Raw genomic sequence first — 13,127 nt, 5'->3', positions numbered from 1 at the left:
GAAAAACGAATCAGACGATTCGCTCTCCTTAAAATCTAAAAATAGCTTTCCAGAAATGATTATCCAATCTTTTTCAGATTAAGCACTGCATCGTGATTGATCAAGACTTGACCATACTCCTGCAAGACTGAACGACTAATATCACTATCGTCTGCAAACTCGCGCATACGGGCCAAAAGCCACGCTGGATATGGACTTGGATGATTTTCAATATCCACTAAAATGGTCAAATAATAGCGCTCGTTCATTTTGTAGAGTTCAGAAGTTTCCATCTCAAAAGTCACTGTCTTAGCAAAAGACACCAAGTCAGCCAACTTAGCAAAAGAAAGGATGTAGTAGATGTAAGGCTCTTTCTTGCTCTCAGCTTCTTGTTCAGCCTGCTCCTGCTCTTCTTCCTTAGCTTCAACTTGCTCTAGAGATTGAATGGCTTCGATATCATCCTTAGTTTTGTCCGCGATGCTTTTTTCCAAGGTTTTGATAAATTCATCTGGTGACATTTGGGCTAGTTCTTCCATATCTGGCAAATCCGATAAGTCTTCAAAATCTAGATTTTGGTCAATCTTTGATTTGGTTACAAAGACATCGACCTTATCAGGTTTTGGAGTCACACGGAAGCTCAACATACCTGTATCTAGAAAGCTATCAGGCATCTCTAACTCATCCAAGATAGCATAAAAGAACTCTTCTGTTTTTTCTTGAGGAACGAGAAAGTCAGCAATCTCCATGCCACGATCCATTAAATCCTCTAAAGACATCGTGATTTTCAAAGTTGTATCACTAATTTGTTTCATTTTCATTGCTAATAACCTCATACTTTCAGTTCTATCTATTATACTAGATTTTTACGATTTTATCAAAAGAAGGCTCCTCTGTCGGGATAGATTTTCCATAGGGTAACTTCTGTAGAAGACTCTAATACTCTTTGAAAATCTCTTCAAACCACGTCAGCTTTATCTACAACCTCAAAGCGGTGCTTTGAGCAACCTGCGGCTAGCTTCCTAGTTTGCTTTTTGATTTTCATTGAGTATAATAGAAAATTTCTGCAAACAAATAGAAAAAGCCTCCAAAATCGGCTCTTAGCCAACTTTGAAGACCTAATACATCAGAAAGCTTATAGTTTAAAGGTTGCTACACCGAGGATAGAACGATTTAAGTTTCGAAGAATTTGAAGACTTTGCTCAAATTTCTTATAACGAGTCACTCCGTATTCTTCAACAAGAAGAACTGTATCTCTTTCTAAAAGAGATGGTACATCTTGTAAATCTACAAAATGCATTCCTTTTAAAGCCTCTTGATTTTGTTTTAATTTATCTAGAATAGCTTTATTTGAGCTAACGATAGTCAATTCTTGTCCAGCCTTTTTGTATGATAGAATATCTGCTAGATTAGCAATTGTTGTAATCTCTGTTACAAAATCAATTTGATATTGAGAAAAATCACCTGCTCTATTGATTGTTGGGTTAAAGAGATAAATCAATACATTTCCCATTACAACCAAAATCACACAAACTACTCCAATAACAGCTAAACGAAGAATCAGATTCTTGACGTTTAATCCAAGCGCTGTCTCACCATTTGCATTCAATTCTTTAGAGTTGATGGTTTCCAATTTTTCAATTTTTACATTTGCATAAGTGTGTTTAAATTTCTCAATCAATCCATCAATTTTTCGCTCCAACAAGTCATTAGCATCTTTACTTGGTGTCAAAATTTTCACACCAACCCCTGCATCGTCAATCATATAGTAGACGGTCAATTTTTTCCACCAATAGTCACTTGTAGAATTTTTCAAGGTTGTTTCTGTCGTATCTAATTCACTGGCAATTTTTTTCAACTCACTAGGCTCTACATCATTGAAAAGATAAGCTCCATTCAAATTCCCATCAATCAATTTTCCGTAGAAATCACTATAACCACCAATTTGATGATTCAAAATCGTTTTGGCTGAATCTTCTGGAGGGGTGATTTTATAGCTGATATAAGTTGAATAACTTGTTGTGTCTTTGACAGTATTTTTATTCTTAACTGCTTTAATTGTAAATGGTACAGCAATGAGAGCAAATAAAGCGATGAGAGCTAGAATATTTGCTTTTCGTTTTTTATAAAGATTTGCAAACAAATCAGCTACTGAATAATGTTCAAACATGATTTTTTTCTCCTTTGTTTAGTAGATACTGGTTCTCTTTTGTAAGCATTTTTGCTACGAATAGAATCACAAGAACAATTCCCCAGAATTGCATTGTAAATAAATTGAAGAAACTTTCTGAAAAGCTACTTCTTGGCATAAAGAATAGATTATTCAAGATGAGTAGGGACAGGGCAAATAGGATTGTTCTTGAACGATAGGCCACTTGCAGCATGGCTATGAATAACATACCTAGTAAGAGACTAAGTAGAAAGACTCCTATCATACCATAGTCGGTATACAACTCCATAATATAGCTACTTCCGATACCATGTCCTTTCAAGTATTCCTTGTTCAAGACAAGATAGGATAGATTATGGGCATAACTATTACTATCAATAGCTAGTTCCACACTATTGGTTGTATGTTCAAAGGCTTTTCCTCCGAAAATAGCCCCCAAACTTCCTCTTGCAAAATAATCAATAACAGGACCAAAAGTAAAATTGCGTAAATCTCGGTAAGGGAGGCTACTGTTAAATAGAAATCCTCGAGCCAAAACACCAAAACTGGTTCCTTGTTTATAGATAAAGTCAAGCAGGATATCCCAGAAACCTGTATGGGAAACCTGGACATTATCCCGTACATAATTGAGTATTCCCATCGCTAACATGAGAATAGGAGAACCTACAAAAATCGCTAACTTTTCTTTAAATCCAATCCATTTTCCTTTTTCTGTTTGCTCCCGCATAAAGTAATAAACAAAAGCAAATAAAATACTTAAAATAAAGGGATTGCGTGTCCCGATTGCCAAATGAATAGTATTAGCTACAATAAAGGAGACAAGCACTGCTGTTGCCTGCAATTTCTTTGGCTTGGTTGCCAAATACATACACATTGCATAGACCGTAAATGTTGATAAGATATAGGTAAAATAAGGCAGTTTACTTTCAAAGTTTGCATAGTAGGCATAGTAGGAAGTCTGCAAGCGATACAGGAGCCGTTCAAATAACCGAATGAAATAGAAAGGATAGGTTAGAAGAAAAACTCCTAGCGATACAAAGCGCAACCGCTTGATGTAAACATCTTTTAGAGAACTTCCTATCTTGGGTACTTGTATTTTCTTTCTAGCTATAAAATAGCGAGCTAGGAGCCCCCCTGTGGTCAATCCCAATATCGAAACCATGACGACTATAAAGGCAAAGCGATAGGCTATGGGATGATAGGTATCCAAAGCACCATCCCTAAAGTAATCAATGGTCGGCCTTGATACCAGAAATACAAAAATAGTTAAAAAGAAAATAAAATGGATTAAGTAATACTTGATATCATTCCAACAAGCGATTAAGCTACTAACCAGTAAGAACAATAAAGTAGAAAGCAAGCTAACATTGTTATTATTAAACAGATACACAATTCCACTTACTAGCGTCAAGGCATAACTGACTATGGTCAAACTAAATAATAATCGTTTTCCATCAATCACTTGCTCACCCCCGTTCTAATGTAATTTTTTAGATTTTTCAATATTTTTTAGTAATAAGAATCGGTATAAGGAAATATTTATGAATAGAGCCAAAGCACCAATTCTTCTCCCCTTACGGAAAATTGGATTCCTAGCAATAGTAAAGGCATGGCCTTTTAAAAAACGATGAATCTGAGAATAGGCTTCAAACTGTTTATACTGATCATCTAGCAACATCTTATCCAGAATAAAGAAGTGGGCATAGGCCAATCTGAAAAAAGCAACCTCTTTCAAATCCGGATAGTTTTTCACAACTTCATTGTAAAACTTTTGGTAGATATCAATATAGGCTAAATCCTTCTCTGCATAGGATTTAGTCGTAATACTATCCCCTCTATGGAAATAGTAATAATAGGGTTTGGTATTAACCACATACTTCTTAGCCAACTTGATCAAATCAAAATGGTAATAAGCATCTTCATAAATCAATCCCTTTGGAAAGGATAAGGCAGTTGCAATCTCTCTTTTGATTAGCTTATTGCAGATCGTTCCAGGTATTTTTTCACCTATGAGATATTCCTTTAGAAATGTTTGGGAATCACAGACAAAATAGTCATCCTGATTGGCTGATTGTGGACTTTCATCATTAGCATAGACATTCATGACACCACAGCTCGAAACATCCGCATCTTCTTGAATTAATTGCTCATATAAGCTCTGAATCATTTCTGGATGGATATAATCATCTGAGTCAATAAAAATCAGATAATCTCCGTTAGCCTGCTTCATTCCATCGTTTCGTGCTTGCGACAAACCTTCATTCTTTTTATGAAGCACTGACACCCTATCATCTTGTTCAGCGATTGAATCACACAAGCGACCACTTTCATCCGTTGCTCCATCATCAACAAGAATGATTTCCAGATTCTGATAGGTCTGCTTCTGAATGGAAGCTATCGATTTTTCTAGGTACTGTGCCACATTATAGACTGGCACAATCACACTGATTAATGCAGTTTCCATGCTACTCCTCTAATAGTTTTTCTACTTGTTCGATTTGTTTGGCAATTGTGAATTGTTGAATGAATTGGCTAGCCTCATTGACATCGAAGTTTGAGGCAGAGGTCATGTAGTTCGTAATTGCCTGAGCTGCCTCTTGATTGTTCTCAATGATTTGTCCAAATCGTCCTTCTTGGGATAATTCCTCAGCCCCTCCAACATCCGTAGAGACAAAAGGAAGTCCCAGACTCAAGGCCTCAACATACACTCCAGGAAAACCTTCTTGTTTAGACATAGACAAGAGAACTTTCGTCTGAGATAAATACTGATAAGGATTTTTTTGATAACCAAGGAAATGCACATAGTCTTCAATCTCATACTCTTTGACGCGTTTTTTCAGTTCCTCTTCCATATCCCCAGCCCCGATAAAATAGAGATGATAGTTTTTTCCCTCTTGGTGTAATAATCGTATCACTTCCACCACACGGTCAGAACCCTTATTTTCCTCAATCCGTCCGATGGTACAGATACTTTGAGGTGAAATCTCGATATCGATCTTCTCTTGAGATTTTTCTAGAATACTCTGAAAATCATATCCATTGTAGACCGTCTGTAATTTCGAAGCATAATCTGGATAGACTTCCTTGATAGAATTACTGGTCTTTTTTGAAATTCCTACAATGGTATCCGCAGCATCCAACTGGCGTCTATGTGATTCTCTTTTGGAGCTATCCTTAAGAAATTCTTCGATACTTCCATGAATCCAAGAGATTTTCTTGACTTCTTTTCTTTTAGAGAACAAAAGTGGAGGATTCATAATGGTAAAGGAAACTTCAACATCATAGTCATCTTTCACAAGCAAACGACGGGTCAGTCTTGGAAAATAAATTCTCATCCTCCACAAAAGAGCTCGTAACCATCTAGCTTGGCGATAATCCTGAAGGGATTTTAAAATGCCTACATGCTTGGGAACAGATTCGTATCCCTTATCAAAATGTTCCATTTCAAGAATATCAATATCATACTTTTCTGGATCTAGATTTGAAACAATGGTAGATAGAATCTTCTCTGCTCCACCCCCGAGAGAAAAAGACCACATAAAAAATAAGATTTTTTTCTTAGCCACCATATTCTCCCTTGTATTCTGTATAAGACTTATCCATATCAGCGATGACAGCATCATGATGTGGTAACTGCTTGTCTGCTGGTGGAGGTGTCATGTAATCCCCAAAAGCAGTGCTGAGATAGGCATCATAGCCGACTGGAACGGGCATCTCAGTTCCTTCAAATGGCAAGAAAAGATTATCTTCAAAAGATTCGATTAGGTACTTGTTTCTCATGTAACCAGGACCCGAGCATAATTCCGTGATTCCATCGCTCTCAGCTAGACTGTACTTGGTCATTTCTTGTTCAGCTTTTTTCCAAATGCGATAACGGAGCGATTTTGGCGTCAAACCGAGTAAAATACGGCTTCCCCACTTCATAAGTGCACCATGTTTTTCTGGAATAGTTTGCGCACAAAAAAGAGAATAAATCAAGGCCCAACGAACCTGTTTTTTCCGCTCAGCTGAATTTTTAGGATAATAATCCAGAGGCAAAACATCCAAGGCCAGACCATGTGGCAATTCTAAATCCTGCTGATAAGGTTTGATACAGGTCGTTTCCTTGTCACGAATGGTAATAAAAAGATTGCGGTCGACAAAATCCTTGTTACTCTTCGACAAGAAATAACGCTCATCTGCATAACGAGGCCATAATTCTGCTAATTTCTCATAATCTTTACGGGGCATAAAAAAATCTAAATCATCATCCCAAGGAATAAAACCCTTGTTTCGAAGGGCACCAATAGCACCTCCACCACAAAGATAACAAAGCAAATCATGTTCTTTACAAAAGGCCACAAAATATTCAGCCATCTCCAGACTACGAGCCTGAATTGCTTTTAAATCAGTCATATTGTTCATTATTCTTTCTATCGTATCGTTTCATTATACCACAAATAGGGGGTGAAAATCTATTGAAGACTGTAAAAAATCAAAGCCTGACTGCTAGATACATAGCCTTCAAACTTTGATTTTTCTGTCTTAACTTATCTCATTCCCATTTGAGCGAGCTTGGTTTGATATTTATTTTGGTCTACTAAGAGTGCCTGTCCTCCATAGACATCATAGGCATCGACCCAATCACCTAGTTCTGGAACTGTTAATCTCTCAATGCCATTTTGCGCTCCATCTAGGAAAGATAAACCATTGGTTAATAAGAAACTATAAGGAACATTCGTAGAGGTCATCCCAAAGACCTTACCAAGTGCTTCTGATCCAGTAAAGAGTTTGGTTGGATCCTTGAGTTGCTGCAGAACAGCTGTCAACACTTGCTGTTGTCTCTTGGTACGACCGTAATCACCTTCATCATCATCACGGAAGCGAGCATAGTTGAGCAAGGTTGAACCGTTCATCTGCTGTTTTCCGACTTTGATCGTCTGGGTTGGAGACTCCGTTTCCGTAGCATGTAAATCATCTCCCACCGTAGCTTCTGTTAAAGGTTGACCTTCTAAGGTTGAGAATTTGGCATCAATTGTCACCCCATCAGGGAACAGAGTGTCAATAGCGGTTGCGAAGGCCTGGAAATCAACCAAGGCATAGTACTTAATGTCCAAGTCAAAATTATCTTTCAATACTTGGCGAACCATTTCTGCCCCTTTTTGGCCTTCTTGTTCCCCTAGTTCATAGGCCACATTCAACTTATTATCTGACTGCTTTCTACCGTTAATGACTTGGCTATAACCGTCTATATAAACCAAATTGTCACGCATAAAGCTGACCAGTTTGATTTTTTTATCTGAGCCACCAACGTTTAGAACCATAATCGAGTCCGTTCTCGTCTCAGCACTATTTTGGCCAATCCGTCCATCCGTTCCCATAATCAAAATATTGACCCCATCCTTGGTATCTTGACCATGAAAGACTTCTACTTGAGCTGCCTTAGCATTGGCAGGTTTGGTTGGGTCCGCATTTGAATACCCTTTTAGGAACATAAAAATCATGCCAAAACCAACACAGGCTAGAAGAGCAAGCAAGCCTGCAAAAATGCGCCCCCAACGAATCTTACGTTTTTTGGACTTAACCTTTGGAAGAGAATGGCTTTTCTGGTATTTTTTTGAACGACTACGGTTTCCATAGGATGGAAGAGAATACTGATTGACTGGCTCCATGAAAGACTCTTCCATATCATGATTTTCATTATGAATTTCATTATGAATTTCTGGTGAAGCGTCACTACCGCCAGCCATATTTAACTTACCTTGCAGGTAAGCAAACTCTTTTTTCTCTCGCTCATTGAGGTAATGAATGTTCTTAAAAAGATAGTCATAACGCAACTGCTCGTGGTGGCTTAAGGGATTTTCTTTACTCATCTTCTCTCCTTTCCGTGGTCTGATATTGGATAAATAGGATAGGCGCCCAGTACTTTATACTGGATTCCAATCGCTTCTAATTCTTTTTGGGCAAAGTTAACCAAATCCTTATCGGCATAATCAACATCGATAATGAAAAAGTATTCACCCAGTGCTGTCTTGAGTGGACGACTTTCAATTTTTGTCAGGTCAATTCCCCGCCAAGCAAAGGTCGATAGGGCCTTATAAAGTGCACCTGGAAGATTGTCTGGTAAAGTCAAGGCCAAACTCATTTTCTCAGTTTGTGCTTGCAAGGGAATGGCTGCACCTTCAGCTCCCAAAACCCAGAAACGTGTGAAATTAGCTTCCATTTCTTGAATATCTTCAGCAATCAGTTCTAAGCTATATTCTTCAGCAGAACTTCTAGGTGCAATGGCTGCATAAGGCTGGTCAGGATGTTCGGAAATAAAGCGGGCCGCATAAGCTGTACTAGCTGTCACCTCAATTTGAGCATCTGGATACTGTTCATCGATGAATTTCTTTCCTTGAGCCAAAGCCTGAGGATGAGAAAAAATCTTTTCAATCTTAGTGTGACCTGGAACCACCATCAACTGCTGATGAATAGGCTGAACGATTTCTGCTACAGCTTGGATGCGAGCCTGATGAAAAAGGTAATCCAAGGTTTCATGTACACTACCCTCAATAGAATTTTCAACTGGCACCACAGAATAGTCCACCAAGCCTTGCTCATAGGCCTTGATGACATCTGTAATATTGGCAAAGGCCTGCAATTCCTCATGAGGAAAAGCTGTCTGCACAACGTGGTGTGAAAATGATCCCTTGGGACCTAGATAAGCAATTTTCATCTCAGTTCCTCTATAATTTCCTCTGGGCTTAGCTTGGTCACATCCAAAATCCGACTGGCTACTTCCTCATACCAAGCCTGTCTTTCTTGGAAAATAGCTGCAAGTTCTTCCTTGCTATTATTTAGAAAAAGCGGACGCTGATTGTCCTTATCAGCTGTGATACGTTGGTAGAGGGTTTCAAAATCTGCTTTCAGGTAGATGTTATCTGTATTAGTCTTAAGTAAGTCACGATTTCTCTGAGAAATAACCACTCCTCCACCAGTTGACACGACTTGGTCTCTTTGTAGTAAATCAGCTAGGACTTCTGACTCTACCTGACGAAAGGCCACTTCGCCCTTTTCAGCGAAAAAATTCGCAATGGACATACCTAGGCGCTTCTCAATCAGAGCATCCATATCAAGGTAATTAGGGTCCAAGCCTCTTGCAATAGTCGATTTTCCAGCCCCCATAAAGCCTAGTAATACCTTAGCCATGAATCAAGCTCTCCAAATCATCAAAGAAGCTAGGATAGCTGGTATTGATAGCTTCAGCACGATCAAGATACACCTCGCCATCTGCAACCAAGAGGGCTGCAATGGCCGTCATCATACCAATACGGTGGTCACCAAAAGTATTGACTCTAGCACCGTGAAGGGCTGATTTTCCTTTGATAATCATTCCATCTGCCGTCGGAGTAATATCTGCTCCCATGCTATTTAAAGCGTCTGCCACAACCTGAATGCGGTCTGTTTCCTTAACCTTGAGCTCCTCAGCATTTTTGATAACTGTCACACCCTTGGCTTGAGTCGCAAGCAGAGCGATAACTGGCAATTCATCAATCAAGCGTGGAATCAAAGCGCCACCAATCTCTGTTCCTTTCAAGTCAGAAGACTCAACAGTCAAAGTAGCAGATTTAGCGACTGGGTCAATTTCAGTAACTTCTAATTTTCCACCCATGGCGCGAATGACATCAATGATACCAGTACGCGTTTCGTTTATGCCCACATTTTTAAGCACCACACGAGAATTTGGAACAATCAAACCTGCGACTAGCCAAAAGGCTGCACTGGAAATATCTCCTGGAACAACCACCTTTTGTCCTGTCAATTTTTGCGGTCCTTGGACTGTGATTTTCTTGCCATCCACACTTAAATGACCACCAAATTGTTGCAGCATATCTTCAGTATGATTACGGGTGCACTCTTTTTCGATAATTACAGACTCTCCCTGGGCCTGCAAGGCTGCAAACATCAAGGCTGACTTGACTTGGGCAGAGGCAATTGGCAACTCATAATGAATAGGTCTTAGGTTTTTCGTCCCTTTTAAATGAAGGGGAGGAAGGTCTCGCTCAGTTTGCCCTGAAATACTAACGCCCATTTTTTTCAGTGGAATAGTCACACGGTCCATAGGTCGTTTGGAAAGACTATCATCGCCAAACATTTCTACTTCAAAGTCTGCACCAGCAAGAACACCTGAAATCAGGCGAATCGAGGTGCCAGAATTTCCCATATCAAGGGCATTTTGCGGCGCTTTTAAGCCATCCTTGCCTACACCTTGAATGGTAATAACTCCATCTTTATCCTCAATCTCAACACCAAGGTCACGAAAAACCTGCATGGTCGAAAGAACGTCTTCACCTCGCAGAATATCATAAACCTTGGTCTCACCCTCAGCCAAACTTCCAAAGATAATAGAACGGTGACTGATAGACTTGTCACCTGGAACTCGGATACTGCCGTGTAAGTGGCGAATGTTTGTTTTTAGTTTCATACTGGACCTCATACTTGCAATACTTTTACTTATTTTATCATAAAAAGCCAGAAATTCCTTAAAAATTCCTGACTTTATGATAGTTATTTTCTTATTTTAGCAATTCTTTTTCATTTTCAATTTACCAACTATCTGAAGAACCACCACCATCAAATCCACCGCCACCCCAATCATCTGAAGACCAAGATGAACTAGAACTACCAGAATCATATAAATCTGATCTACCATAAGAACTTGACTGTACTCTTTGTGAAGCATAGTAGCTTTTTGTGAGCTCGGAAGTCCAAGAAGCATTCCTCACAAAATCTTTATCGTTTGGATAGAGTTTCCCCTTCCCATTATAAGAGTATTGAGAGCGATTAAGCCTATCTAGGTGCTTTCTTTCAACTTCTGCGTAGTATTCTTCTATAAGTAATGTAGTCCAAGTGTCATTAGGTAGAAAACCTTTTGAGTCTGGATAGAGTTTGTTATATCCTTCGTACTGATATTGAGACCTAATTAAACGCTTATTTTTTTTATAGTCAGATTTACGTTCTTCAGTCCACGTATCATTAGGTACAAAGTCAGGAAAATCTGGATACAGCTTACCTTTTCCCTCGTACTCATACTTAGAAAAGCGGCATCTTTTTAAGTACTTGATCCACGTTGCTAAACTTAGTAAAAGAAAGAACAACAGATAGAACAATATCGGAAACGGAATGTAATCGAAGTACTTACTAAAGCCTTCATTATTTTTTAATGATTTTTCATAGCTTTTTTGAAGTCGATTATTTTCCTTCTTGTTTATGATTTCAGCTTTTCTAGACTCCGCTTTAGAAATACCTACTAGAATTTTGTTAAGGGCATCAGTATATTTCCCTTCTTTCATGTATGGCTTAGAATCATTTAATAAGGAATTAGCCATAGAGTCAGTAAGCCAAATTGCTGCTTCGTTGGATGTTTCAATACGAAACTTTCTATCCTTTATAGCAATAGCAATTAAAATTCCACTGTTGGAATCTTGTTTCCCAACTTTCCATTTGCGTGCAACCTCATTGGCTACCTCTTCGATACTGGAACCGTCCAGAGTATCTACAATGTAAATACCTACTTGGGTTTCACTTCCAGAATTCATACTCTCTAACGTTTCTGCAACACTAGTGGTTAAATAACCGTTAGGATCGTAAATACCATTTAAAGGACGATCTGGAACAGCTATATTAGCCACAACAAGAGGCATAAAAAAGAATAAAGGGGTAATTAAGAGTAAAAGTAACTTTTTCATAGGAGATACCCCACAAGACTAATCAGTTAAATTGACTTTAGGGACAACCTTTGCATCTTTCTCTGCTTCAATTAACTCAGCTCTTTGGAAACCAAACAAACTAGCTATCACACTAGTAGGAAAACGTCTAATGGTCTTATTATATTCTGTTGCAGTATCGTTATAATCTTTACGAGCGACAAACAAACGATTTTCAGTTCCCTCAAGCTCTGAAATTAGAGAAGACACTTGTGTATCAGCTTTTAACTCAGGATAATTTTCTTGAACAACTAGCAATCTAGAAATGGCAGAAGTTAATTCGCTCTCCCCTTCATTTTTTGTTTCTGTATTTCCTGAGCCAATCTTAGAACGAGCATCCGCAATCTTTGTAAAGATGTCTTCTTCGTGCTTCATATATCCTTTTACAGAATTTACAACATTTGGAATTAAGTCAGCCCTACGTTGAAGTGCCACTTCAATCTTCGAGTTAGCCTGTTTCACAGATTCATCTTTGCTCACAAGACTATTGTACGAACCTGCCAACACTATAATACTGATGAAGATAATTCCTACAGGAACTCCTATTAGAGCAATTAATTTTTTTGACATATTTTTTCCTATTTTCTATTGTTCATCATTTATCTACTATTTATCGATAATAAAAATTTCATTCTCTCTCATAATTTTTTGTATTTATTATCTCATCAACAATTTCTAACTTACCAATTGAAGTTGAAAATAACAGTTATAAGCTTTCAAATTCGTTTTGTATTATAGTTATGATTTTCAATAGCCTATTTAATTTGTTTTGTATTTTGTTTATTAGTAAAGACATTCATTCCCACAATTATTAAACAGGCCATTCTAATAGCTCTAGCTTATACAGTAGTTACCAATGATAAACATACATATAAAAAATACCTATAAAAAATGAACAAAATAATGTTCTTATTTTAGCAATTCTGAAACTGGTTCAAAAACAATTTTTTCAATGTCAGAAAGGTAAATTGCCAATTGTTGTTGCTTGGTAAAGAATTCTGACAAGAGGATATTTCCTTGAATCTGTTTACCAAAGCCTTCCATTTTCGCTTGAAAGGATGCGTCTGGCATTTGACCTGTATGTGCTAGTCTTTGAATTTCCTCTTGGAAGGCAACATATTCTGTAAAAATTTTGCTTGCCTCAGCATCTGCTGAAATAGCATCTTTAGCTGCTTTAACAGCCTTGTATTCTGGTAATTCGCGTAGACCGCGACTAAGTTCGTTTGCACTATCGTAAATATTTGACATGATTT

Annotated in this window: 13 protein-coding genes; all 13 read right to left on the bottom strand. The window is 38.1% G+C overall.

Going from position 1 to position 13,127, the window contains the following annotated elements; all coding sequences use genetic code 11:
- Positions 1–59 precede the first annotated feature (59 nt).
- A complete protein-coding gene (gene mecA / locus SK637_RS03605) occupies positions 60–797 on the bottom strand; it encodes an adaptor protein MecA (RefSeq protein WP_033688558.1) in 738 nt (245 codons plus the stop codon).
- Positions 798–1,111: 314 nt separating this feature from the next.
- On the bottom strand, positions 1,112–2,146 hold the full coding sequence (gene tarQ, locus SK637_RS03595; protein WP_033688557.1) for a teichoic acid biosynthesis protein TarQ: 1,035 nt from the start codon (positions 2,144–2,146) through the stop codon (positions 1,112–1,114).
- Positions 2,139–3,608, bottom strand: a complete 1,470-nt coding sequence (locus SK637_RS03590) for an O-antigen polysaccharide polymerase Wzy family protein (RefSeq protein WP_033688555.1) — start codon at positions 3,606–3,608, stop codon at positions 2,139–2,141. The genes tarQ and SK637_RS03590 overlap by 8 nt, the downstream gene beginning before the upstream one ends.
- A 15-nt stretch (positions 3,609–3,623) precedes the next feature.
- The gene (locus tag SK637_RS03585; protein WP_033688553.1) at positions 3,624–4,610 is read right to left on the bottom strand and encodes a glycosyltransferase family 2 protein; all 987 of its coding nucleotides are present in this window, start codon (positions 4,608–4,610) and stop codon (positions 3,624–3,626) included.
- A 1-nt stretch (position 4,611) separates the two neighbouring features.
- Entirely contained in the window at positions 4,612–5,715 is a 1,104-nt protein-coding gene (locus tag SK637_RS03580) for a glycosyltransferase (protein WP_201798904.1), read from the bottom strand.
- Entirely contained in the window at positions 5,705–6,550 is an 846-nt protein-coding gene (locus tag SK637_RS03575; protein ID WP_080710474.1) for a LicD family protein, read from the bottom strand. Before SK637_RS03575 ends, SK637_RS03580 begins: the two co-directional genes overlap by 11 nt.
- Before the next feature lie 125 nt (positions 6,551–6,675).
- Positions 6,676–7,998, bottom strand: a complete 1,323-nt coding sequence (locus SK637_RS03570) for an LCP family protein (RefSeq protein WP_033688550.1) — start codon at positions 7,996–7,998, stop codon at positions 6,676–6,678.
- Complete coding sequence (pheA, locus tag SK637_RS03565) at positions 7,995–8,843, bottom strand: prephenate dehydratase (protein ID WP_033688548.1); 849 nt, start codon at positions 8,841–8,843, stop codon at positions 7,995–7,997. Before pheA ends, SK637_RS03570 begins: the two co-directional genes overlap by 4 nt.
- The gene (locus tag SK637_RS03560; RefSeq protein WP_033688545.1) at positions 8,840–9,316 is read right to left on the bottom strand and encodes a shikimate kinase; all 477 of its coding nucleotides are present in this window, start codon (positions 9,314–9,316) and stop codon (positions 8,840–8,842) included. Before SK637_RS03560 ends, pheA begins: the two co-directional genes overlap by 4 nt.
- Positions 9,309–10,592 (bottom strand): 3-phosphoshikimate 1-carboxyvinyltransferase, encoded by a 1,284-nt coding sequence (aroA, locus tag SK637_RS03555; RefSeq protein WP_033688542.1) that lies wholly within the window; start codon positions 10,590–10,592, stop codon positions 9,309–9,311. The genes SK637_RS03560 and aroA overlap by 8 nt, the downstream gene beginning before the upstream one ends.
- Before the next feature lie 121 nt (positions 10,593–10,713).
- Complete coding sequence (locus SK637_RS03550; protein ID WP_033688540.1) at positions 10,714–11,856, bottom strand: TPM domain-containing protein; 1,143 nt, start codon at positions 11,854–11,856, stop codon at positions 10,714–10,716.
- A gap of 18 nt (positions 11,857–11,874) precedes the next feature.
- Complete coding sequence (locus SK637_RS03545; RefSeq protein WP_033688538.1) at positions 11,875–12,444, bottom strand: LemA family protein; 570 nt, start codon at positions 12,442–12,444, stop codon at positions 11,875–11,877.
- 339 nt (positions 12,445–12,783) lie between these two features.
- A complete protein-coding gene (locus tag SK637_RS03540; protein ID WP_033688535.1) occupies positions 12,784–13,122 on the bottom strand; it encodes a YlbF/YmcA family competence regulator in 339 nt (112 codons plus the stop codon).
- Positions 13,123–13,127: the final 5 nt, after the last annotated feature.

The organism is Streptococcus mitis (genome assembly GCF_000722765.2).
Lineage (GTDB): Bacteria > Bacillota > Bacilli > Lactobacillales > Streptococcaceae > Streptococcus > Streptococcus mitis_AQ.
This window is presented reverse-complemented; position numbering and strand designations above follow the sequence as displayed.